Raw genomic sequence first — 21,737 nt, 5'->3', positions numbered from 1 at the left:
CGGCTTTGTGTCGTTGATATTTCGTTTTCAGTTTACCTGGCCGGGAAGGGCTCGAAGACGGCGCATGCCAGTCATTGCTGTGGCGACGTAGCTCTTCTGTCGGTTCACTACTTCGACCCAGACTTTCACGCCTTCTACCCTTACCGTGTACGTTTCTTTCATTTTGCTGCGCCCATAATCGCCGTAACGTTCAGTATGTTTTGCCAGCGCGATATCACAGGCCCGACGTGCTAACGGGGATTGCTTACTGCCTCGATTAATCAGCTTCATGCAATACGCTCCTCTTGTTGCGCTAGGGGATTAATCCAGAGGCACTCAGTTCGAATTTTTGTACCGCGCCCCGCACTGATGCGTGATTTTTTCTTAACTTTTTTCCAGCCCGTCAGTACGTCGTTATACAACTCTGTTTCGTAACCGCTCATCATCACCATTCCTGCCATCGCCCTGGACACTGTTAGCAATTTCTCGTGCCCCTCGACTGTCATTTCATGGGTGTAATAACGATTACCTTGGACCCGAGTTTCCGGTAGATACGGCGGATCGATGTAGTGAAGGGTCGTTTCTGCGTCATGTGCACGCATTACTGACAGCGCATCTTTATTTTCAATAATGACGCCCTGAAAACGCTGACATACTGCTGCCAGATTTGCCGGATAACGCTCCCATAGATGAGCTGCCGTTGCATATTTACGCTTACTGTCGCTACGGAATCCGGAGTTACCACCAATACCGGCAGCTGAGCCGAAGCCCATGCTTGCGCGCACGACCATACGCCTAGCTCGTTCAATCGGTTCCTCAGTTACTTCACGCGCGGCGCAGAATTCATCGCGTGAATAAGGCGTAAGTATGCACGCATCTTGCAGGCGCTGGTTCAGCTCGGGGTTCCGCAGCACACGAAACAAGTTAACTACCTCTCCGTCAATATCGTTATAAACTTCTGCGTAACTGCGAGGCTTATGCAGCAGTACGCCAGCTGCGCCTCCAAATGGTTCCACATAGCAGAGGTGCTTAGGCATATGTTGAATAACCCAGGATGCCAGTCGGAATTTTCCGCCGTGATATCGTATTGCTGGATGCTTAACGGGATCTTGTCTTAACATTATGTTTCGGGAGGGCGAGACCTCCCGCCTCCTTTAGCCCACGTATTCCGGTTTCATGTCTGCAAGGGTGATGCTGAACTGATCGTGCAACTCGTCGCCAAGATGACGTTTCGCCGATGCCAGCACGCGTTCCACTTCCTCAAATCGCTCCGCTGCATCTGGTTCAAACGAAGAGGGGAACGAGTTGATGGCTGCTTCAACTTTGTTCCGTGCATCCACAAGGTAGTAACGCTTCACGGCTTTGTTTTTCAGCTCGGTGAACAGGGCAGATCCCAGTGTTGCTTTTACGGTCTCAATGTCGGCACGTAGAGCTTTCGCACTATCGACATCCTGAGCTGCTTCGATGCGATCCCGGAAATCATCGGCCAGAGAATCGATGTTGGAAGCCGACACCTGCGCGCTTTGAGTGGTTGTTACGTTGTCACCTGAGATATCAGCAAGGGTTACGCGCTGTGGCGCTGGGTTAATCTCTTTCTCGGTGCGTGGCTCGACTTCGTCGGGACTGTAAACGCCGAGGATGACCTCTGGGCAGTACAGGCGAGCCCAATACTTCACTGCTAGATAGGCGATCTGCTGTTTCGGTGCCGTTTTCCAGAGCGGGGAGTTGCGGGTAGTGATATCAGCCAGGTAAATATTTTCGCCCCAAGTGATATCAGCCTCCCCCCGGAGTACCGCGCCAACCCGGATAAACAGACATGACTCATCACGCGCATCTTTGTGTCCAGCGATCTTTTCCCAGTCTCCACCATATTCGTAATGGAAGCGGCCAACTATTGCGCTGGAACTGGAGATCACTGCGTTGACCAACTGAGCCTCGTAGCCCAACACGCCATTAACCAGGTGTGTTTTCTGTGCCACCGCGTAAGGGTTCATGCCCCATTGCATGGCTTGCATAACGATTGCCATACAGTCGGCAGGTTTACCCGCCAGGTGTTTAGGGACGGTCACGGCTGACTGAGCCATCAGTTCCGCAAACGAAGTCAATTGGCCAAGCGCCTGAACGTTAAATACTGCATTGCTGGCAGAGATGGTGTTTGGAGCCTGCTCAGTTGTGATGATGTTGGTATCTTGCATGGTCAAATCCTCCATTAAGCCAGGCGCAGCGCTTCAAGGCGGCGCAGATCGAAGTCGTTGAGTTCGTCGGTGTAATCGGTTGTGATCGGCGCTGTCCACTCGCCAGTGTCGAAACCGGTGGCGATAGCGCGCATCGCTTTGCGGTACTCGAGCATGCCTAATTCCAACAGTTCTGCGGATGCCTCAATAATGGCGATCCAGTGGTAGTTCTCGTCTTTGTTGACGAAAATCCAGAAGAACTGGTCCAGCGCTGCGGTTTCGCAGTACATAGCCGCGCTCAGGTGGTAATCGCGCTCAATGATTTCGCGATGGAGCTTGGCGCGCAGACCTTCCTGCTTAACGTTCCACATACTGATAGTTTTCAGATCGGCACCGATACGCACGCCATCCAGGTCGATCTCGAGGTCAGGGCGCACACGAACTTCCAGACCGGTCTCCTCGTCAAAGCCGAAGTAGCTCACCTCAACGGCACGGCTCGGGTGTTGGAGCAGCATGCCTGCGGTCGGGTGCGCCAGCAGCGAAGATTGAATAGCCAGTGCAGTTACCAGTTGCTGGCGCGTAACCAGGATTTTGTCCCCCGGATTATCCCGCCATGCATCGAGTAGTTCGTCGGCGAATACGGCGTCCGGTTTGACGGACTTCACCGCCTGGATCATCTCGGCTTTGGTACCGGATACTTTCAACGGAACAGGCTTCTGTGCTTCCTGCGCAACCAGATCGGGATTGGCCAGTGCCAGTTGCTCGAGTAGTGCATCACGGCTACCGCTGGTTTTTACCGGCGCAGGTAGGGTGTTGTTGTATTCTTTGATACAGGCCTTCATCGCTGCTGCAGTCTGCTTCTGTTCAGGTTCAATGCGCTGGAACTCAGCCGGCAGCGCCATGTAGCTCTGCGCGGTTTCCTCCAGGCCCGCACCAAGCGGCAGCTGCGCGGGTAGAGTAGCGTTGTGCTCTTCCAGCAGCGCTTTGATATCGTCTGCACTCAGCAAGGGTGGAAGACTGGCATTATGCGCATCGATGAACTCACGCAGAGTGGACGTTGTCGTGAACGCACCTAATGGGATCTCCGGCTCCACGCTGAATTCTTCTTCGAGATTTTCAGGCTGTAGCGCCAGTGCATGAACCAGGTTACCCATATCCAGTACTTTAGACGGCGCCCGCTGGATAGTTTTGGCGACGTGGCGCGCGTTGAAATACATCAGGCTCACCCGGGAATCTTTTACCTGCGTGCTGCTGATCCCGTTCGCTGCGTGGTAAACGTTGTTCGGCAAACCTTCATAACGACCTGGCTCGAAGAATGCCGGGTAATCGACAGTGGGTTCATCCTGCTGCGCTTCTGGCGCTTTGGTGCCTACATCCGGCGCGTCCAGCGTGATTTCTGATGCGGTGTCGCTCGCGAGGCTTGGCGCCGCTGCGGCCAGAATATCTGTCGGTGCTACGGTAACTGTTTGTAGATCAGCTTCATCAACGCTTTGGTCTGGTGATACCGCATCAGTAATTTGGACTTTCTCTGGCTCAGCCTCTTCCATCTGCACATTGCTGGTGGTCTCCTGATTAACCGATGAACGGTCATCTTTTTCTGGTTGTTTTTCGTTCATCAGGCCATCGATGGTGAACATGCCACCACCGAGATTTTCGACCTTAGGCTGTTTTACAGGCGCATCAGGGTCAACAACTGGCGCAGGCAGCGGCAGCAACTCAACCGCAGCATTAAATTCAGCCTTCATCGTCTTGTTCACAAATTCAAGGTGAGCTGCTGGCGTACAGTGAATGTTTTCCGGCGCGATACGCACCACGTTAAAGATAGCCGCGCGGTTCACCGCCAGAACGCCTGGCTGGTTGCGCAGAATCGCGCTCCACGACTTCCATGGCTCTTCTTTTTTGGCTACGACTTCTTTGGCGCGACGGTGAATGCTGCCGGGGATCTCGAGATGGTTGAAATCCATCGGGAGCAGGGCGCATGCGATCTCTAAATCAAGCGTTTCGAGGGTGTGATGGGCGTCGATTCCGCGATCAGTGATATAACCGCCATCAGAATTTGTTCCGGAATCAGTGCGTTGAACCTTGCTGATGCGGTTGCCGGCTGCCCGTTCGCGGGTGAGGATACCGCGATCGATATACTCTGTTTGTACCCATATCTTCGTGAACTCAATAATCTGGTTAAGTTCATGGCGCTTGTCTTGCGGAAATACCATCTTGATCGCGGCAGCTAATTTCCAGAGGGTTGGCATGTCGAATGACTTAATTTCTGGGCTATTCTCGGCAGCTAGCAGCATGTTCTGCACGTAGCTATTGTCCATGTCCAGTTCGAGAGCCGAGAGCTCTTTGCGATGTGGGATACTGATGTGGTAGACGTGGCGATCTTCGGCACAAAACTGTGCGAGCAACTGAAGACGAAAGGGCATTGTTGCCAATTGAAAATGCACGCTGTTGTCGTCTGCGTATTCGATCTTACGAGCACTATCTTCTTCGGACAAAAGTGCTGTTGTTAAATCACAATCGTGGTTGCTTTTAACAGTGACATTCTGGTGAATGTTATCCTTCGACTCTGATACGGGGTTTAGTTGCCACGTGCGCAGATCATCAGCCAATTCGTAGCGTTTGCACCAGGTGTAATCAACGGTGCTTTCTTCCGGGAGGTCGTCATAGACAGGGAAGTCAGTACGGATCGGCTTCTGATAATCCTTACCGCGTCCGGTTTCGATTCCAGCATCTTCTAGCTCAACATCGAGCTGCAGGTTGGCTCGGGCTTCTGATTTTGCAGTGAACCAAACCACTGCATCGTCTTTGCCAGATTTCTGCGTAGCTTTGACTACATAGAAAAATTCCATGTGAGATCCTCTTTTTTGGATGTAAGATCCCCGGGCCAGAGATAGCGCCCATCGGGTTAACTTTGGTTTTGTGTAGTTTTCCGGTGGAACTTTGGTCGGTGTCACCGGACGTACGGGCCGCCTTACGCGGCTTTTACGTTAGCTTTCGTGGGCCATCTGGTCGTACGAAGCACAACGTTCAGAGCAGTATTCTTTTTCTTTTCGCGCCAGCTGTGCGCCGTTGCGATAGAGCAGGGTACTTTTGACTACTTCCTCCGGTTCAACCGGCTTGCTGCAGTACCCGCATTTCGTTGAGTTACACATCTGGATTCCCCTTTTGCGCCAGCACGTAGCATAAACGGCGTATAATCAACTCGAAAAAATTCAGTTTTACGGCCTGCTGCCGTCCTGGTTTGCGTGCGAAATCAATCATTCTCACCCTCGTTTGCCTTATCGCTGGCCAGCGGAACGTTTACACCTGATGCGCTTAGTGTTTTGCGATGAGTTTATGATGTACTGTAAGTTCATTATTGTAAAGTACTGATAGTACATTTCAATAATACGATAAGTTCATGACGGCTAACAATATGAACTTTAGGGTAATTTATTCCTGTGTTTTTTGATTAGTTCAAAAAAACAACTGAAAGATTATTTTTGGATCTGAAAAACTAGAAAAAGATCGAGTGCCGTTTGTTGCGGCGAGATTGTAGTGAGGTATCAAGACTAATAGCGGAAAGGAAAGTGATAAGCTGGAATACCATTATCGATAGCCTAAAAGCTACGTTGAAAGCCAAAGAGAATTTGAATCATTAATGATTGCTACGGTATACCGAAGTGCACATCAAGAAATTTCTGCATGAAAAAGCCGCGTTTGCGGCTTTTTCAATTGGTATGATCTACCCATGCTTTCTATAAGTTTGGGGCATGCTGCCAATAACTTTACCGAACACGAGTATTTTGTTCATATCTTCCTTCTCAATCGGTTCCCAAGGTAGATATGTCTGATTGTCCGAGATGACTAGAAGTTTGTCTTTCATTTTTTGCAGACGTTTAACGTGTGATGTGTCGTCGTAGATGAAGGCATATATGCCGTCGCCATCATAGTTTTGGATGCTGATATCAACAAACAGAAGGTCTCCGGGTTCTATCGTGCCAGACATGCTGTCGCCACGAACATTGATGATACGGATCTGCTCCTGTTTACGACCATTGAACATCTGACGCGCATCCTCAACTGAGTATTCCACGGAGCGTAACACCTCCACAAACTCGCTGTTGATCACGCCAGGTCCAGCACTAACGGAGACATTAAGCATATCTATGCGGAATGTTCCGGTCGTTTTCTGCAAACGTCCCTCCGAGATACCATCTGTCGCGCTATCACCTAACAGATAAGTTGAGGTTGTACCAATACTCGCAGCAAGCTCTTGAAGCTTTCCACGTCTTGGAATTGATTCCCCGTTAAACCATTTGCTTACGGCTTTTGGTGTCAACTTCATCTTTTTGGCTATCTCAGCCTGACGACCATGTACCGGCAAACCAGCTTTATCGCAGGCCAGCGCTAGCCTATGGGAAAAGTCTTTTCGCGCTTTTTCTTCCTGAACCATAGGTTCAATCATAATATCTCTTGCATGAACTATCAGTTCCTGCATAATATGTACTCAAAGTTCACATTGAGGATTGGAAAATGCAACCTACTAGCCTTGGTGAAATCATCAAGTTGATTCGCGTGCCTGTGGTCGCTGAAGCATGCGAACGGACTCCGCGAGCTATCTACAAATGGATCAATAGCGGCTGCTTGCCACGCACTGAATACACCGGAGAGACGACTTACGCATCAAAGATTGCTGAAGTTTCAGGTGGTCGCTTTACTTCTACCCAAATTCTTGAAATCAGCAAACCAAAAGCTGCCTGACTGGCGTCTTAGCCACTAATACGGAATGCAATATGCAATCACTTACTTATCACCAGAATACATCCTTTGACACCAGGCCACTGATAAACCGTTATCAGTCATTTGTGGACGTATCACCGGAATATGTTCGAGATGCTGTACGCGCTTGGTCGGCGTCAATGAACAATCAGGATGTTGTCGCCAGTTTAATTATTGAAGAGTGGGAACGGCAGGGAGGTGGAAAACTGGAGTTCTCGCGAGACATCAGCCTTCGCCGTCAGAAATTGTTCCGCTGGTTGGATAACCGTTTCGACTCAGAGAAGTACCGCGAAAATGTTTGCCAACTGACGCCAGCAATCATGGCCGTGCTGCCGATCGAATATCGAACATATTTATTTGGTGCCGACTGCAAGTTTTCAAGATTGGCAAAAGCCGAGAAGGAAGTGGCTGAAGCCAAACAGGCAATCATCCTGGACGCTCCTGAGCATCAGAAGTTGAAAGAGGTAAGCGAAGGTATCGCGTCGCTATTCAGTCTTATGCCTGAGCAAATTGGACCATTGATGGCGATGGTTACTTCTATGCTGGGGGTTATGTGAGTGCTTCCAAAATGGCGAAAGCCGGTCTGCTCGAACAGAACCGACTTTCTTGTGCATCAGTTGTTAGGCAAATGCGGAGCTAAGTATGTCAAATACCGCTGAAATTATCAATTTCCCAACTCAAATCGAACAACCGGGAGGTCGTATGGCCGACCTGTCGAACGGGTATACGAAGGTCGCCAATGAGATACAGAAGCTTAAACCTCGCCTGAGATTATCGGGCCGAGAATGGCAGTGTTTTGAAGCGGTGATCTGGCTTACCTACGGCTGGAACAAGAAGCAGGACCGCGTGACGAATACGGTGATCGCCGAGCTTACAGATCTGAGTGATTCGCATGTTTCTGATGCACTGAAATCGCTCGCAGAGCGCAAAATCATCTTCAGCCATAAGCAAGGCGTGATGAAAACTGTCGGTATAAATACTGACCTTTCAGCCTGGATTTTAGACAAACCGAAAACGGGAAAACCCTTCCCGAAATCGGGAAAAGTGTTACCGAAAACGGGAAAAACCTTCCCGGAAACGGTAGACACCCAAGACTATAACAAGAACAGTATTAAAAGATCCTCGTCTCGGAATTCTGACGAATCCCGAAACCAGGAAACTCAAAAGTTTCTCTCTCGCCATCCAGAAGCTGCCGATGGGATATACACCCCGGCAGGTAAATCATGGGGATCCGCTGATGACCTCAAGGCGGCTCGCTGGATTTACGACAGGCTTCTCACCGTCAACGCTTCGCTAACCGAACCAAACTGGGCTGAATGGGCAAATACCATCAGGCTGATGCGTATCCAGGACAAACGTACTCACTACGAAATCTGTGACCTGTTCCAGTGGGCCAACCGGGACGAGTTCTGGAAAGACAACATTCTGAGCCCTTCGAGTCTGCGCAAGCAGTGGGATCAGCTCACCACCAAACGACTGCGCACAACCGGAGCGGCAAAACCATCCCCGGGTGGCGTCGACCTGCATAACACCGACTGGATTGACGGAGTGCTGGAATGAAAAACCTCTCAGAGAGCATTCGCAATTTTGACTGGGAACAGGCACGCCGAGTGGCGAACAACCTGCCTGAGCAATACACCGAACGCGATCAAACGCAGCAGGTGGCGCAGATTATCAACGGCCTGTTCGTGCAACTGGCGGCAGCGTTCCCGGCAAGCCTGGTCAATCGCAACCAGGAGGACGTGAACGAGATCCGCCGGCAGTGGGTGCTGGCTTTCAAAGAAAACGGGATAAGCACCATGGATCAGGTTGACGCTGGCATGCGTGTAGCTCGCAGCCAGGAGCGACCATTCCTACCGTCGCCTGGCCAGTTTATCAAGTGGTGCAGGGAAGGGCGCTGCGTGTTGGGAATAACCACCGCAGACGTAATGGCGGAATTCTGGAAGTGGAGGAAGCTGGTTTTTCGGTACCCGAGCAGTGAGCAGTATCCTTGGCCTAAGCCGGTTTATTATCACATCTGCCTTGAGCTTCGTCGCCGCGGCACTGATGGCCAACTGAGCCAGAAAGAGCTTGAGCGTGAAGCCAGCGACATCCTGGATATGTGGGAAAAGCGGGTGCTTGCCAGGAAGCCGATTCCGCCTGTTCGCCGGGCGCTGGCCGCTCCAGTCGCATCCAAAGGGCCAACACCGGCCCAACTCCTCAAGGCTCAGTACGAGCAACTGAAATCAGCCGGGAGGGTATAACGATGGCCAGCAATAATCTCTGGACAATCATCAATGAAATTCAGGCCAGCGGCGAGATTACTCAGCGGCATGTTTGCAAGTTACTCGGTTGCAACAGCAAGAAAGCCTGCCGATTGCTCGAGCATCTCAATGCGGTTGGTGCCGTGAAGAACATCGGCCGGCCTCGTCGTCCAATTTTCATCCTACAACCGGACGGGGAGACAGGCATCAAGCTAATAGTGGCGGAGCGACATAAACCCGGCATCGCTGAAATATGCCGCCAGAACTGGAAGGGCTATCAAATCCATAAAATTATTCGGAGTGCACAAGTATGAGCAATTCCGACCCCCTGATGAAATATGCCCTAAACCCAATTGTTTAACTAGAAATCTGCTGCTGTAGGTGATGCAGGAAACTGTTTGGCTAACCAAAGTTAAATTGGCCATGTCGCAGATTACAACGCATTGGATTGGTTACGATTGAAGGGAGCATTTACAGCAAGTTAGTAGATGCCCTAACCAAATGAACTCTACCGTGCGCAGGGAGTTAAAGACTTGTAAATCATTGACCAGAACTATCGCAGGATAAAGTACGCGATGGATAAGCATGTGGCACGTGCGGCAACGCAGTACCGGCATGGCTTGTTGACGTATGTGCACGCGCAAACCATCCGATTTTTTGCGAAGCTGCAGGATAATATTGATTATGCTGATACAGCGCTAAATTAGGGAGACTGCTTTGAACGAAGCATTTCGATCGCGTACAATGTTACCCTTGTCGAAAAATGCACGAGGTGGATATGAACATATCATTCATAGATTATATAAATGGAAATTATATTGAAATAAGCCATCGCTCATCTGTCAAATGCAACTCGGAAATATTTGGCGCTACAGTGTCTGTTGGTAAAATGATCGAGGATTTAATCTGCGCTTGTCGTTCTTTGAGCGTGGGTAATGTTGGTGATAGAAATTTGAGCATTACAACTACCAGCCTGAAAAAAAACCTAAGAGAGATTGTTGTTGAAAACTTTCCTTTGACGACAGTTTATCGTCAAGCAAATTTCGGCCACGGAGTAAGAGCGGAAGAGATAAATTCAGAGGCTATGATAGTTCAGATGTTTCATTACTATCTTGGAGTGGTGTTTGATTTTGATTTTGTATCACATCTAAATTTTTTCATTGAACGCATTTCAATTTCTGAATCTTTTTTTGGCAAACCACCCAAAACTCTTCTGCAAGAACATTTTCAACGAAATCGACAACCTTTACCAATATACGAAACCTCCTTGGCTCGGGGGGCAGAACATGCGCCAGAATTTGAATCTAAAATAACGCTTTCTAATGGGCAGTTCTTTATAGGAGTTGGAGGGACTAAAAAGAAAGCAGAGAGTGAAGTAGCAAGTATAGTTTGCAATCACTTAAAATTGAAATCTCCTAAAAAACATGAAAGCAAATTTGGTGGTATTAAATCGGCATGGGACGGAGTACAAAAACCGAATGTTAGAGAACGTTATGTCAATAATGAATTAAATGAGGGTTTTGGTTTTCCAATCAACTTCAACTCAATTCAAGCCTTTATTCCTCCTCGGAAAAAGGGGAAAGATATATCTATAAATTCACATCGAGAGCTCGCAACTTTAGGGTCGTATTATATTTCACTTCTCGCTTCGATTAATATTCTCGAATTAACAAGAAATGATCAAGATGTTATCGATAGAAGTCTTTTAGGAACTCAAGTTTTATCTGAAAAGAACTTCATGAGATTTTATAAGTCAGGGTTTATTTCATTAGATTCTCTTCCATATAAAGGACATCAAGACTATGCAAGCATATCCTATTGTGTGGATTGTATTCAGGCTTTGTTTGGAGTGTCTCTTCTAAATTCAGTAAGTAAAAAAAACAATATTTCATATAGTGATATTATTATTTCAACACCGGCAATTAGTTGGTTGCACAAAAGAATAAAAAACTATGATTTAAATGAGAGAGCTAATGATGATGTCATACCTACATTGGCTCTGCATAGAATGCAAAAGTACGGGTTTGTATACAAACTTGTAAAAAATAATGATATATATCAGCTGGAAATAGCCCATATCCGCAATGGGGACAACTTTGTTCTTTATGAAGATTCGAAGATCCAAACAAGAAAAGATGCGATGGCTAAGCTTGCTGGTAGTTGCCTTAAGGCATTGGACAGAGTGGAAGGTGTATATCTTGAGCCACCGCGCTCTGAAAATGCTAAGAACAATCAAAAAAAACTAATATCATTCCTGATTCGTAATATATCAAATGACAGACCTGTGATTTTGTGTGAGGAGGAATTATCTATAATAAAAAAGGTAAGTGATGAATACTGTAAATATGACGTAGATATGCTTAAAAATAAGTATCTTTCTCAATATGTGAATTATCTTGAAGCTGCGGTAATTTTATTTATTCTCCATAAAAAATTAATGTTAATAGACGAAGATATCAATGATGGTTGCTATTTATCGCTAAATGATTGGAGTGGTAAAAACCATTTTGACTACGTTAACTTTAAATTTTCTTCTGTAGATGTAGATGTAGATGTAGATGTAGATGTAGATGTAGATGTAGATGTAGATGTAGATGTAGATGTAGATGTAGATGTAGATGTAGATGTAGATGTAGATGTAGATGTAGATGTAGATGTAGATGTAGACTGCTCTCCTCAATCCCTTTGTAGCTTTCAAGATAAACCAAATGTAAGCTCTGAGGTTACCGTTCATTTTAAAAGTTTAAGTGAGATTCTATCAAGATATAATAATTTGAATGCAGATGATTTATCTAAATTATGGGGGGAGAGGGAAAATTGCTTTAAATATGTGGAAGAAGCTGCTACTGTGCTTTCAAAAATTCGTTATGAACGCGGGTTGGATTTTAAACCATTGAGTTACAAAAATTTCCTGTCTGTAAGTATGATTCAAGACCTTGAACTTCCAACGTTCGAAGAGGAATATTTAAATCCCGTACAAACAAAATCAATTTATCAACGCGTTAAAGTGGAAAAATCACCTAATAAAGTAATTGTTGCGCCCAGGAAATATGATGATTTTGAAGTGGGGGAGTTTGAGTTAAGGGACTCTGATGAACGTAAAATTATAAATAAAAACATTACATTACGTACAGGCCAGCGCGATTTCAGAAGTGCGCTATTAAATGCTTGGGGGCAATGTGCATTGACTGGTTGTAAAACTCTGGCAGTGCTTGATGCAGCGCATATTTATCCTTACAAAGGTGATAAGGATAATCATCTTAAAAATGGGTTGTTATTACGCACCGACATTCATCGTCTCTTTGATAGTTATCTAATATCAATTGATCCAGCGACTTTAAAAATTCACGTAAATGAGACTGTTTGCGATAGATACTATCAGGAACTAAATGGCGTCATGCTGGAGGATAAGGTCGGAATTTCTAAAGAAGCTCTAGAATATCATTGGTTCTACTTTACATCGCAGGATGATTAGAAATCCATGCATGCGTGTGAATAAATAAAACAACAAGCATTAAATAGCGATCACTATTGGAACATGGCTTATGCTGCAGCCCTGAGAATCTTAGACTTCAATAAGCTCCAAGGCTCCAATGCATCACCATCTTCAATGCCATGTTCTTGCAAGAATATTCTGGTTGATAAAGTACCTTGTAGTTAGGATCGCTTGCCGCATAGTTGATATCGACATGAGCATGTTCCAGCACCGCTAACTCTATCGAGCCTAGGGGGCCGATGTATGAACCGGTAACATAGGTGTACTTTAAACCGGGCACATGGGTAACAGGTTAGAGCGGCATGGTAAACAGCTTATGGAGGTTTAACGTGCCCTTGACTGAGACTATTACCATACAACGTTTGCAGTTTGTCGCGACTTGCCTCGAAGGCAACCTTTCGGTTGCTGGAGGGGCCGACGCTTCAATATCAGCCGTAAAACCGCCTAAAAGTGGCTTGCCCGTTGTTCGCCAGATGATGCTTCCTACCATTCTCTAAAGCTTTGATGAGGAAATTGACACGAGATGTTCTGCAGTCACGTATAGAGCGCGTATCGCGAGGAACTGTATCTGCCGCTTTAAAATTAACCTCTGAATAAAGCAAATTTCTTGAGGAATGCCTGGGGAAGAACAGATGCTGCTTGCTTCATTTCAAAAAAGTTGTAATCATTTCAAGTGGCTTTTATAATGGAATTCGTACTAGCGAGGAATTGTCATGTCTAAAGAGAACGTTGTTAAAGAGATAACCATAAATAACAAAATCATTGTGTTAACTCAAACGATATTGGTACCTAATATTAGTTCATCTATAAACTTCAAAATGATTGATGATAAGTTTTTCTATATTCGATTTAAAAATGATAGTAAGAACAAAACATCTAGATATGAAGGGAATCCATCGGATGACGGACAGTCTTACACTCTAAGCTTTATCAATTTTAATAATTCATTAGGAGAGGGTTTTTTTGAGCCGTTTGATTTTTATAATGTTGATGGTCTTCAGTATTATATTAATGTTTGGGTTCAAAGTGTGAATGAAAACAATAGGATTATCACTTTCAATATTGTAAGGGACTAATATGACTTCCTCTTTCAGTTCACAGTCTGAAGCGCATGAGTTTGATAAGCCTGAAGGTCAATTTAGCAATACTTCAAAAGGTAATGTTTCGTCAGGTTCAATTGCTAACACAATTGGAGAGGGTGAAAACGCCAAAAATAGTATTGTGTGGAAAATCATCACTTATACTCTATATATGTATAGCGCGATTATATTAGTGCTTTGCAGTTATGATTTATATAATAATAATGGGGCTGGTTGTTTATATATAATAAAAGAAACTTGGTCTACGTTTTGTCCACTTTTGACACTTTCTCTTGGATATATGTTTGGTAAGCGAGAGGACGTCAGTAAGAACTAGCATGTAAATGTTGAAGTCCGAATCTGCTCTGTGTCCATTAGCTTGCTGAAAATTTCCACTCACCAAGCTAGTCGCCGCCTTCCATACCAACCAATCTGTTTAAAACAGTTTTTCTCGCCTCGGAGTGAAAAGGGAATTAAAATCAGTGGCTTAGTTTTATTCTGTTTAAGGTTGATACCAAGGGCAAACATTATCAAATTCCTAAGTACTTTTTATCCATTTAATATGTGGCTTAATAAAGGGGATTCAGCCCTGGTGGTTAGTTAGATTTAGGTGATGATAGAGAAGGCGCTTGTATGAAAGATAATCTAGTATAGCCATACTGGCCTAATGTTATTAGGCAAGCAAACGGCAAACCTATCGGTTCAATGGCCATCGAATGCAGATGCCTTGTCTATCACTAGAAATGGCTTGGTTTCTTGCAGACCTCTTCTGGATGACGAGAGTGTATTAAATCTCTCATTTAGAACTCTGTTTCTTCGCCGCCTTGGCTACCCTATAACGTCTCTCTCTGGTATGATCACTTAACGGACTGAACATTCGTTACCTGATGCGCCACGGAGAGAACCATGGCGCACGAATTACAACTCATCAAGCACCACACAGGAATACTGATCCCGGCTACCCCCGAGACCAGTGATATCCTGCAATCAAAAATTAAGCTCGGCGTCGTATTGGTTGCTGAGTTCACGCGGGTTCGCAACCCGGCATTTCACCGGCGCTTCTTCGCGCTCCTCAACCTTGGCTTTGAATACTGGGAACCAACCGGCGGAGCGATCTCGTCTAACGAACGCAGGCTGATCACCGGCTACGCAAAATTCCTGGCATCCTACGCCGGGAATAAAAGCGCTCTGATCGATGCTGCAGAGCAATATCTGGAACAGGTCGCCAATCGCCGCGTCACGAATGGTATCAGTCTTTGCAAATCATTCGATGCTTACCGGTCCTGGGTGATCGTTGAGGCAGGGCACTTCGACGCCATTCAACTGCCTGACGGCACACTCCGCAAACATCCCCGCAGTATTTCTTTCGCCAACATGGACGAACTCGAATTCCAGCAGCTTTACAAGGCTGCGCTGGACGTTCTCTGGCGCTGGATTCTGTCTCGTTCATTCCGCAACCGGGACGAAGCCGAGAATGTCGCCGCGCAGCTGCTTGGCTTCGCGGGGTGATGGGGATGAAATTTACGTGGTTCCATCATACCCAGTGCAGTACAGAGCAAGCAAATGAACTGCTGGCTCAATACCAGCGCCGCGGAGTGCGCGTCGAACGCAGCCTCAACCCTGATTACATCACCTGGACTGTCAGCGTCCGGTTGCAGGAAAGCAAAAATCCACCGCGCGCCGATCGTCGGTGGCGAAACCGGATGTGGGGGTGAACGTGAAGACATATCAAATCACTTTGCCCTGGCCGCCGAGCAACAATCGCTATTACCGACACAACCGAGGGCGTACGCATATAAGCACCGAAGGCGTCGCCTACCGGAACGCCGTGGCCATTATTGTTCGCAAAAGTCTGCTGAATATCCGCACGGCCGCACCGCTCAAAATGCGTATTGAATGCCACATGCCTGACCGCCGGCGCCGCGATTTGGATAATCTGCAAAAGGCCGCATTTGACGCGCTCACCAGGGCTGGATTCTGGCTTGATGACTGCCAGGTGGTCGATTATCGCGTTGTGAAAATGCCGATCGTGAAAGGCGGCCGTCTCGAACTGACTATTACAGAACTGGAGGCCCCATGAGTCCAGAGCTGGTCGAAATATTCCGCATACGTTGGCAGCGTCTCCGCGTTTATCGGCGCCCCGGTTCGGTGCTGGTGGACTACCGCATCCTTCGTAACTTTATTCGCATATACCAGATGGCAGGAGCTGCAGTATGAATCTCGAAAACACTGTGAAGTATCACTTCGCAAAATCTACGCTGATTGGCGACTCACCGCGCGCAACTGCCTCGGACTCGTTAACAGGTACGGATATCATGGCTGCCATGGGTATGACCCAGGAACGGGCCGCATTGGGCTACAGTGCCTTCCTGGGCAAGATGGGCATCAGCAACAACGATCGGGAGAGGGCGATCGAGCTGCTGGCCCAGTATGCACTGACCAAATGCGATCGGGTCGCGGCATTACGGAAGCTCGATACAAAGATCAAACCACTAGTGATGCACCAGTTGGCCATCTTCGCGTTCGAAGACTATTGCCGCAGCGCTGCCAGCGTGAAGCAGTGTGATGGCTGCAATGGGGAAGGGTTTATTGACGCTGAGGTTTTCAGCATGAAGTCTCACACTCCGGCAAAAGAGAAGAAGTTCGTGAAGATGTCTTTGCACATGGGCGGAGAGGATATTCATCCTTCTGAGTATGAGGTACGGAGGCAGGTTAGGGAGGTTGCACGCGTTCTCTGCCCTCAGTGTAAGGGGAAGAAGGTTGTTAGATGTGCCTGTAGAGATTGTCATGGACGCGGGAAAGCCATTAATCAGGCTCTTACTGAACAGCAGGGCATTCCGGTTCTGGCTAATTGCAAGCGCTGCAGTGGGCGCGGCTATGAGCGAATCCCTTCGACTGAAGCGTATGCAGCTGTTTGCCATATAACTGATGCCATCACGCTAGATACCTGGAAGAAGTCGGTTAAGCCATTCTACGATCAACTGATCACCAAATTTGATATAGAAGAAGCGTGGGCTGAGGCTCAACTCAAACAGATAACAAAGTAGGGCATCAATAAATAGCTCTCTATTTTATCGTGAGCTATTTACTTTTCCCGAAACTGTGTTAATTTGTCTCTAACGATGGATAAGTGCATTCGTTATAAGCCCTGCGGTTAACTCCGCGGGGTTTTTTTATGTCTTCGCAAAGAGTTCTTGCTGGCTTTGGCAACCAGAGTTATCTGTATGTCACGTTACTGAATAAGGTGAAAAGACATGCAAAATCAGCAGGATATGACCGAAGAAGCAAAGGCTGTTTATAACGAACTTAGCACCACACCAGCGACCGCTGGTGAAATTGCAGACAAAACACATCTGAGCCCAGCACGTTGCCAGTTAATACTGACGCAAATGGTGATGGCAGGGTTATCCTACTACCAGTTCGGATGTTACAAGCGCCTCCAGTGATGGGGGCTTTTTTTGTGGGAATGGGCGGCTGGAGGGTGTTGTAGCACCCGGCCAGCCATTCGCTCATGTAGAAGGTCACAAGCGAACCAAGGCCCATTGCTTTAGCGCTAAAGCACAGTGAGCCTACCAGAGACCCGCTTACTGATCTATGAAAAATACTGTAAAAATAAACAGTGCTGAGTTAGTCAACGCTGACAGCCTCCAGTACATTGCATCCCTCCCTGATGATTGCATCGACCTGATTGTTACCGATCCGCCTTATTTCAAGGTAAAGCCGAACGGCTGGGACAACCAGTGGAATGGGGACGAGGATTATCTTCGTTGGCTGGATATGTGCCTGGCGCAGTTCTGGCGGGTATTAAAGCCCAACGGCAGCCTTTACCTGTTTTCAGGTCATCGTCTGGCATCAGACATCGAGATCATGATGCGTGAGCGGTTTAAAGTGCTCAACCACATCATCTGGGCGAAACCATCAGGCAGATGGAATGGCTGCAACAAAGAAAGTCTGCGCGCCTATTTTCCGTCCACTGAGAGAATTCTCTTCGCGGAGCACTACCAGGGGCCGTACAAGCCAAAGGACTGCGGCTACGACGAAAAATCCAGAGAACTTAAACAGCATGTTCTGAGTCCGCTGATTTCTTATTTCCGTGATGCTCGTGAAGCATTGGGCGTAACGTCGAAAGAGATCGCTGATGCCACTGGCAAGAAGAATATGGTTTCTCACTGGTTCGGTGCCAGCCAGTGGCAGCTGCCGAACGAAGAAGATTACAGCAAGCTGCAGATGTTGTTTGAGAGAATCGCAAAAGAGAAGTATCAGCGCAACGAGCTCCAAACTGCCCATCACCAGCTGGTGGAAGAGTGGCAGTGTTTGAATCGACAATATTCTGAATTGCTGGAGGAGTATAAATCGCTTCGCCGGCATTTCTCCGTTTCTGTTTCCGTACCTTATACCGATGTCTGGACCCACAAGCCTGTTCAGTTCTATCCCGGAAAGCACCCCTGCGAAAAACCTGCGGACATGCTGCGGCAAATCATCAATGCCAGCAGTCGGCCGGGGCAGGTCGTTGCCGATTTCTTTATGGGATCGGGGTCGACGATAAAAGAAGCTATGGATTTAGGGCGCCACGCCATTGGAGTCGAACTTGAACCAGAACGGTTTAACCAGACAGTGAATGAGGTAAGAGAGCGGGCGGAAAACTAAAAGGTTATCACTACCCAACGGTGTGGTGGCCAACCAACATCAGGCCATGGGAAAACTCCCCGACGTTCTTTTTAACTCAGCCCGTGCGCCTGATTCTCCCCACCACACAACACCCGCCGTCTAGCGAGGTGAGAGACCATGAAAATGAATGATTCAGGGAACATATTCACGCAGTTCTTCGCGTGGGTCGCAGCTCTGGCTTCTGCTATTGGATTCACGACACAGGATCTGGTCTTCATGTTCTTTGGCGCTGCTGGTCTGCTTATCTCACTCGCGTCCTATATCAACGGACGAGTAGATGCACACAGGAAGCGCCGGGAAGATGAGAAGCGCACAGAGATGGTCAATGACTACCTGAAAGGTGTTAACGACAAACCACTCCATGAACGACCAGCAGCTGCAAGAGTAGTAGTTGAAGCATTACAGAAGGAAAGCGAATGATGGGAAACAGAGCAAAGCTGAGTGCTGCCGTTCTGGGACTGATTCTCGCTGGCGCACCGGCATCTGTCATCCTCGATCAGTTCTTGAATGAGAAAGAGGGTAACAGCACGACGGCCTATCAAGATGGTTCCGGGATCTGGACAATTTGCCGCGGCGCCACGCTGGTAAATGGAAAGCGTGTTGAGAAGGGCATGAAGTTGACGCAGCCGAAATGCGATCAGGTGAATGCTATTGAGCGTGATAAAGCCCTTGCCTGGGTTGAACGCAATATCAATGTACCGCTGACTGAACCCCAGAAAGCGGGGATCGCTTCATTCTGTCCTTACAACATTGGTCCCGGTAAATGCTTCCCCTCTACGTTCTATAAGCGAATCAACGCTGGCGATCGGAAGGGGGCTTGTGAGGCTATTCGCTGGTGGATTAAAGACGGTGGGCGGGATTGTCGGCTGACGAAAGGCCAAAAGAACGGTTGCTTTGGCCAGGTTGAACGGCGTGATCAGGAAAGTGTGCTGGCGTGCTGGGGGATTGATCAGTGAGCCGTTTAACAGCAACTGTCTTCGCTGTCACTATCTGTCTGCTGGCAACCATGGCATGGGCGATAAACCACTATCGCTACAACGCTATCACATACAAAGGCCAACGCGATAAGGCTACTGAACAGCTCACCCTGGCGAACGCCACCATCAAAGACATGCAGACTCGCCAGCGTAATGTTGCTGAGCTGGATGCTAAGTACACAGGAGAACTGGCTGATGCCAAAGCTACTATCGATCAGCTTGAACGCGATGTTGCTTCTGGCAAGCGTCGGCTGCAACTCAACGCAAAATGTCCTGCGAACGGAACGGCCGGCACCGGCGGCATGGGCGATGCTTCCAGCCCCCGACTTACAGACTCCGCTCAACGGGATTATTTCACTCTCAGAGAGCGAATCGTCACAGTGACGAAGCAGATTGGATACCTGCATGACTACATTAATGAGCAGTGTTTGGATTAAATGTATATTAAAACTTACTTGTGGATAGCATTAGCATGTTGTGGTTAAAATATTATGACCACACTGAAGTGGTCAATAACAGTCAAAAGGGCTTCCTATGTCAGACTTTGATGAAGATGAGAATGAAGATCTTGTCACTTGTGACGATTGCGGTGAAAAGTATCCATCAGAGGGTTATTGCACAAGATGTGATGAGTTCAATCCACCTGTTGGTACGGAATGTGAATTTTGTGATAAGCCTGCAACGAGCTATGTTCAAGATCATCCAGTATGTGATGATCATTATGAAGATGCATATCCGATTGATTGACTTGCGAAAAAAATGCTCATAAACCGCCCACGGGCGGTTTTTAATTCTTGGTTTTTTGTAGTTTAACCAAGATGAAGGAAACGTTCTAACAGTTAAGGAGATGATATTTTACTTTGCCAAAACTAATTTTTAGCATTTATGTATTATCTTCATTAACATTAATGAATAAGATGATTTCCAGTTTCCTTGGGTTAGAACGTGGGGTTGAGAGATTATGGAACTTCAGGCTAAAGAAGTAAGGCTGATTTATTTTTTAATTGAGTATCAGTGTGAGAAGTGTAATGATGGGAATATGGTTAATTTTGATGACGTTAAATCGAGTCTAATTCAATATGATGGCGGGGTGATCAAATTCAAACATGTTTGCACTAATTGCAGTGGAGAAGAGTATTTCACCAAGAAATACCCTTTCTTAATTCATAACTATCAGACTTGAATGCCAGTTGTTATAAAAAACCTCGTGCTTTGAGAAAGTTCTCGGCAATCAATGACCCGATGGGATTTAATACGATGCCATTAAAGGTGGCTAAGTCTTTAATTCCGAAAGTATCTAAAATGTTTTTGATTGCTGGGAATTGTATATAAAAACTATCGTCACTATCTATTTTATTTAACCCTATTCGTTTTCCAAGTAATTCTTCATACGAAATTATATATGTATTGCCAATAGAGGTCACATCCTTTAGAACTAAAATCTCAGTGTTTATTTTTTTGAGGCTTGTTAGATCGCCCAAAAATTTTATATAGTCTACATCATAGTTAGAATACCAGTTTTTATGATACGAATGATTCCTCTCGATAGTTAGGTCTGGCAACGTAGAATGTGTTGTGTTGGTTTCTGCCAAAGTCGTAGTGTTTATATCATTTTTAAATTTACCGGTCGATCTGAAATAATATATTAGAGATAAAAACTTTATATCATTTGTAGTGAGCTTTGTGGTCACTTCAAGGGCGTGATCAATGATTAGACTTTCATCTTCTTCATCACTTTGGATTTTAGAGATTAATAACTCTTTCAATAATTCGGATTTTTCATTAAATCCTTTTCTTGCAACTTGAATTACGGCTTGATTTATTGAATACTGGATGTCTGGATCGGATAATTTCTCTTTTAACTTATCATCAAGATCATGCGATAGTTTAGAGGCAATCTGGTTACCGAATTCTGTTGCTCTTTGATTTACAAGTTTATAAGCATCCTCTTTAAGAGATGCCATTTGTGCGCGAATTACTAGCTCACAAATCGTTACTACTTCTGTAGTTGTATTGCCAATTACAGCATCACCCGTTACCTGGATTGCGGTAGAACCATCTCCGACATGTTGTCCCGACTTATTATCGAAAAGGCTCATTTTTTGTCCTTTTCATTAATGGTTAAGTTTCCACCGACTTGTATTCCTGAAGAGTTATTCCCAATCACCTGGCTGATAGAGGATGACTTCTTCTTCTCACTTATTAAGTTGGCTACAGCAGTTAGAAAAGCTCCGAAGCTGACTAAGAAAGCCAGTAGAGAAGCCAGTCCATGATGCTGGTATGCCTGATACCCGAATCCGCATGTTGCAGTGAACGCAATTAGACAGATTATCTTTCTCACGCGTTATATTCCTCTGTAG

25 protein-coding genes and 2 pseudogenes are annotated in these 21,737 nt (G+C 46.6%); 19 read left to right on the top strand and 8 right to left on the bottom strand.

Going from position 1 to position 21,737, the window contains the following annotated elements:
* Window positions 1-27: 27 nt before the first annotated feature.
* From JBO43_RS02270 to JBO43_RS02245, 7 genes and pseudogenes are all read right to left on the bottom strand, one after another.
* Entirely contained in the window at window positions 28-270 is a 243-nt protein-coding gene (locus JBO43_RS02270; protein ID WP_202673657.1) for a DUF4060 family protein, read from the bottom strand.
* On the bottom strand, window positions 267-1,100 hold the full coding sequence (locus JBO43_RS02265) for a DNA adenine methylase (protein ID WP_202673656.1): 834 nt from the start codon (window positions 1,098-1,100) through the stop codon (window positions 267-269). The genes JBO43_RS02270 and JBO43_RS02265 overlap by 4 nt, the downstream gene beginning before the upstream one ends.
* 33 nt (window positions 1,101-1,133) lie before the next feature.
* Window positions 1,134-2,223, bottom strand: a pseudogene (locus JBO43_RS02260) (RecT family recombinase).
* Window positions 2,189-5,002 (bottom strand): RecE family exodeoxyribonuclease, encoded by a 2,814-nt coding sequence (locus JBO43_RS02255; protein WP_202673654.1) that lies wholly within the window; start codon window positions 5,000-5,002, stop codon window positions 2,189-2,191. Before JBO43_RS02255 ends, JBO43_RS02260 begins: the two are co-directional and overlap by 35 nt.
* A gap of 138 nt (window positions 5,003-5,140) precedes the next feature.
* Complete coding sequence (locus JBO43_RS02250) at window positions 5,141-5,305, bottom strand: YdaE family protein (RefSeq protein ID WP_202673653.1); 165 nt, start codon at window positions 5,303-5,305, stop codon at window positions 5,141-5,143.
* A pseudogene (locus JBO43_RS22905) lies at window positions 5,298-5,453 on the bottom strand (hypothetical protein); the annotation flags it as partial. The gene JBO43_RS02250 and the pseudogene JBO43_RS22905, both read right to left, overlap by 8 nt.
* A 424-nt stretch (window positions 5,454-5,877) precedes the next feature.
* Window positions 5,878-6,600 (bottom strand): XRE family transcriptional regulator, encoded by a 723-nt coding sequence (locus JBO43_RS02245; protein ID WP_237729911.1) that lies wholly within the window; start codon window positions 6,598-6,600, stop codon window positions 5,878-5,880.
* A gap of 68 nt (window positions 6,601-6,668) precedes the next feature.
* Here JBO43_RS02245 and JBO43_RS02240 point away from each other — a divergent pair, with 68 nt between their 5' ends.
* The 19 genes from JBO43_RS02240 (at window position 6,669) to JBO43_RS02155 (ending at window position 20,124) form a co-directional block, all read left to right on the top strand.
* Window positions 6,669-6,896, top strand: coding sequence for a Cro/Cl family transcriptional regulator (locus JBO43_RS02240; protein ID WP_202673651.1), 228 nt, complete (start codon window positions 6,669-6,671; stop codon window positions 6,894-6,896).
* A gap of 32 nt (window positions 6,897-6,928) precedes the next feature.
* Entirely contained in the window at window positions 6,929-7,471 is a 543-nt protein-coding gene (locus JBO43_RS02235; protein WP_202673650.1) for a toxin YdaT family protein, read from the top strand.
* A gap of 85 nt (window positions 7,472-7,556) precedes the next feature.
* Window positions 7,557-8,474: a phage replication protein O gene (locus JBO43_RS02230; RefSeq protein ID WP_202673649.1), complete on the top strand. Its 918-nt coding sequence runs from the start codon at window positions 7,557-7,559 to the stop codon at window positions 8,472-8,474.
* On the top strand, window positions 8,471-9,157 hold the full coding sequence (locus tag JBO43_RS02225; RefSeq protein ID WP_202673648.1) for a replication protein P: 687 nt from the start codon (window positions 8,471-8,473) through the stop codon (window positions 9,155-9,157). Before JBO43_RS02230 ends, JBO43_RS02225 begins: the two co-directional genes overlap by 4 nt.
* Window positions 9,158-9,159: 2 nt before the next feature.
* Window positions 9,160-9,471: a hypothetical protein gene (locus JBO43_RS02220; protein ID WP_202673647.1), complete on the top strand. Its 312-nt coding sequence runs from the start codon at window positions 9,160-9,162 to the stop codon at window positions 9,469-9,471.
* Between the two features lie 464 nt (window positions 9,472-9,935).
* Window positions 9,936-12,632, top strand: coding sequence for an HNH endonuclease (locus JBO43_RS02215; RefSeq protein WP_202673646.1), 2,697 nt, complete (start codon window positions 9,936-9,938; stop codon window positions 12,630-12,632).
* 734 nt (window positions 12,633-13,366) lie between these two features.
* Entirely contained in the window at window positions 13,367-13,729 is a 363-nt protein-coding gene (locus JBO43_RS02210) for a DUF6864 domain-containing function (protein ID WP_202673645.1), read from the top strand.
* Window position 13,730: 1 nt separating this feature from the next.
* Complete coding sequence (locus JBO43_RS02205; protein WP_202673963.1) at window positions 13,731-14,069, top strand: hypothetical protein; 339 nt, start codon at window positions 13,731-13,733, stop codon at window positions 14,067-14,069.
* Between the two features lie 569 nt (window positions 14,070-14,638).
* Complete coding sequence (locus tag JBO43_RS02200) at window positions 14,639-15,241, top strand: DUF1367 family protein (RefSeq protein ID WP_202673644.1); 603 nt, start codon at window positions 14,639-14,641, stop codon at window positions 15,239-15,241.
* Window positions 15,241-15,447 carry a hypothetical protein gene (locus JBO43_RS22900; RefSeq protein WP_237729910.1) on the top strand — a complete coding sequence of 69 codons (207 nt, stop codon included), beginning with the start codon at window positions 15,241-15,243 and terminating at the stop codon, window positions 15,445-15,447. Before JBO43_RS02200 ends, JBO43_RS22900 begins: the two co-directional genes overlap by 1 nt.
* A 2-nt stretch (window positions 15,448-15,449) precedes the next feature.
* A complete protein-coding gene (gene rusA / locus JBO43_RS02195) occupies window positions 15,450-15,812 on the top strand; it encodes a crossover junction endodeoxyribonuclease RusA (protein WP_202673643.1) in 363 nt (120 codons plus the stop codon).
* Window positions 15,809-15,949, top strand: coding sequence for a YlcG family protein (locus JBO43_RS02190; protein ID WP_202673642.1), 141 nt, complete (start codon window positions 15,809-15,811; stop codon window positions 15,947-15,949). The genes rusA and JBO43_RS02190 overlap by 4 nt, the downstream gene beginning before the upstream one ends.
* A complete protein-coding gene (locus JBO43_RS02185) occupies window positions 15,946-16,779 on the top strand; it encodes an antitermination protein (protein WP_202673641.1) in 834 nt (277 codons plus the stop codon). Before JBO43_RS02190 ends, JBO43_RS02185 begins: the two co-directional genes overlap by 4 nt.
* A gap of 207 nt (window positions 16,780-16,986) precedes the next feature.
* Entirely contained in the window at window positions 16,987-17,178 is a 192-nt protein-coding gene (locus tag JBO43_RS02180; protein ID WP_202673640.1) for a DprA-like winged helix domain-containing protein, read from the top strand.
* 148 nt (window positions 17,179-17,326) lie between these two features.
* Window positions 17,327-18,379, top strand: coding sequence for a DNA-methyltransferase (locus JBO43_RS02175; RefSeq protein ID WP_202673639.1), 1,053 nt, complete (start codon window positions 17,327-17,329; stop codon window positions 18,377-18,379).
* A gap of 138 nt (window positions 18,380-18,517) precedes the next feature.
* Window positions 18,518-18,820, top strand: coding sequence for a hypothetical protein (locus JBO43_RS02170; protein WP_202673638.1), 303 nt, complete (start codon window positions 18,518-18,520; stop codon window positions 18,818-18,820).
* Window positions 18,820-19,356 carry a lysozyme gene (locus JBO43_RS02165; protein ID WP_202673945.1) on the top strand — a complete coding sequence of 179 codons (537 nt, stop codon included), beginning with the start codon at window positions 18,820-18,822 and terminating at the stop codon, window positions 19,354-19,356. The genes JBO43_RS02170 and JBO43_RS02165 overlap by 1 nt, the downstream gene beginning before the upstream one ends.
* Window positions 19,353-19,814, top strand: coding sequence for a lysis protein (locus tag JBO43_RS23155; RefSeq protein WP_202673637.1), 462 nt, complete (start codon window positions 19,353-19,355; stop codon window positions 19,812-19,814). The genes JBO43_RS02165 and JBO43_RS23155 overlap by 4 nt, the downstream gene beginning before the upstream one ends.
* A 97-nt stretch (window positions 19,815-19,911) precedes the next feature.
* Window positions 19,912-20,124, top strand: coding sequence for a hypothetical protein (locus JBO43_RS02155; protein ID WP_202673636.1), 213 nt, complete (start codon window positions 19,912-19,914; stop codon window positions 20,122-20,124).
* A gap of 446 nt (window positions 20,125-20,570) precedes the next feature.
* Here the strand turns inward: JBO43_RS02155 and JBO43_RS02150 are convergent, their stop codons facing one another.
* Window positions 20,571-21,476, bottom strand: coding sequence for an LPO_1073/Vpar_1526 family protein (locus JBO43_RS02150; RefSeq protein ID WP_202673635.1), 906 nt, complete (start codon window positions 21,474-21,476; stop codon window positions 20,571-20,573).
* Window positions 21,477-21,737: the final 261 nt, after the last annotated feature.

Source organism: Lelliottia jeotgali, from assembly GCF_016771845.1.
In the GTDB taxonomy this organism is placed as follows: domain Bacteria; phylum Pseudomonadota; class Gammaproteobacteria; order Enterobacterales; family Enterobacteriaceae; genus Enterobacter; species Enterobacter jeotgali.
The sequence above is the reverse complement of the archived record's forward strand: the minus strand, read 5'-3'. Positions and strand labels throughout refer to the sequence as shown.

Excerpts from the sequence above, each read along its gene's own strand:
- JBO43_RS02165 (WP_202673945.1), top strand. The coding sequence starts at position 18,820 with ATGGGAAACAGAGCAAAGCTGAGTGCTGCCGTTCTGGGACTGATTCTC.
- JBO43_RS02265 (WP_202673656.1), bottom strand. The coding sequence starts at position 1,100 with ATGTTAAGACAAGATCCCGTTAAGCATCCAGCAATACGATATCACGGC.
- JBO43_RS02270 (WP_202673657.1), bottom strand. The coding sequence starts at position 270 with ATGAAGCTGATTAATCGAGGCAGTAAGCAATCCCCGTTAGCACGTCGG.
- JBO43_RS02220 (WP_202673647.1), top strand. The coding sequence starts at position 9,160 with ATGGCCAGCAATAATCTCTGGACAATCATCAATGAAATTCAGGCCAGC.
- JBO43_RS02210 (WP_202673645.1), top strand. The coding sequence starts at position 13,367 with ATGTCTAAAGAGAACGTTGTTAAAGAGATAACCATAAATAACAAAATC.
- JBO43_RS02175 (WP_202673639.1), top strand. The coding sequence starts at position 17,327 with ATGAAAAATACTGTAAAAATAAACAGTGCTGAGTTAGTCAACGCTGAC.
- JBO43_RS02190 (WP_202673642.1), top strand. The coding sequence starts at position 15,809 with ATGAGTCCAGAGCTGGTCGAAATATTCCGCATACGTTGGCAGCGTCTC.
- JBO43_RS02200 (WP_202673644.1), top strand. The coding sequence starts at position 14,639 with ATGGCGCACGAATTACAACTCATCAAGCACCACACAGGAATACTGATC.
- JBO43_RS02185 (WP_202673641.1), top strand. The coding sequence starts at position 15,946 with ATGAATCTCGAAAACACTGTGAAGTATCACTTCGCAAAATCTACGCTG.
- JBO43_RS02205 (WP_202673963.1), top strand. The coding sequence starts at position 13,731 with ATGACTTCCTCTTTCAGTTCACAGTCTGAAGCGCATGAGTTTGATAAG.
- JBO43_RS02235 (WP_202673650.1), top strand. The coding sequence starts at position 6,929 with ATGCAATCACTTACTTATCACCAGAATACATCCTTTGACACCAGGCCA.
- JBO43_RS22900 (WP_237729910.1), top strand. The coding sequence starts at position 15,241 with ATGGGGATGAAATTTACGTGGTTCCATCATACCCAGTGCAGTACAGAG.
- JBO43_RS02180 (WP_202673640.1), top strand. The coding sequence starts at position 16,987 with ATGCAAAATCAGCAGGATATGACCGAAGAAGCAAAGGCTGTTTATAAC.
- JBO43_RS02230 (WP_202673649.1), top strand. The coding sequence starts at position 7,557 with ATGTCAAATACCGCTGAAATTATCAATTTCCCAACTCAAATCGAACAA.
- JBO43_RS02155 (WP_202673636.1), top strand. The coding sequence starts at position 19,912 with ATGTCAGACTTTGATGAAGATGAGAATGAAGATCTTGTCACTTGTGAC.
- JBO43_RS02250 (WP_202673653.1), bottom strand. The coding sequence starts at position 5,305 with ATGTGTAACTCAACGAAATGCGGGTACTGCAGCAAGCCGGTTGAACCG.
- JBO43_RS02225 (WP_202673648.1), top strand. The coding sequence starts at position 8,471 with ATGAAAAACCTCTCAGAGAGCATTCGCAATTTTGACTGGGAACAGGCA.
- JBO43_RS02245 (WP_237729911.1), bottom strand. The coding sequence starts at position 6,600 with ATGATTGAACCTATGGTTCAGGAAGAAAAAGCGCGAAAAGACTTTTCC.
- JBO43_RS02255 (WP_202673654.1), bottom strand. The coding sequence starts at position 5,002 with ATGGAATTTTTCTATGTAGTCAAAGCTACGCAGAAATCTGGCAAAGAC.
- JBO43_RS02150 (WP_202673635.1), bottom strand. The coding sequence starts at position 21,476 with ATGAGCCTTTTCGATAATAAGTCGGGACAACATGTCGGAGATGGTTCT.
- JBO43_RS02215 (WP_202673646.1), top strand. The coding sequence starts at position 9,936 with ATGAACATATCATTCATAGATTATATAAATGGAAATTATATTGAAATA.
- JBO43_RS02170 (WP_202673638.1), top strand. The coding sequence starts at position 18,518 with ATGAAAATGAATGATTCAGGGAACATATTCACGCAGTTCTTCGCGTGG.
- JBO43_RS02240 (WP_202673651.1), top strand. The coding sequence starts at position 6,669 with ATGCAACCTACTAGCCTTGGTGAAATCATCAAGTTGATTCGCGTGCCT.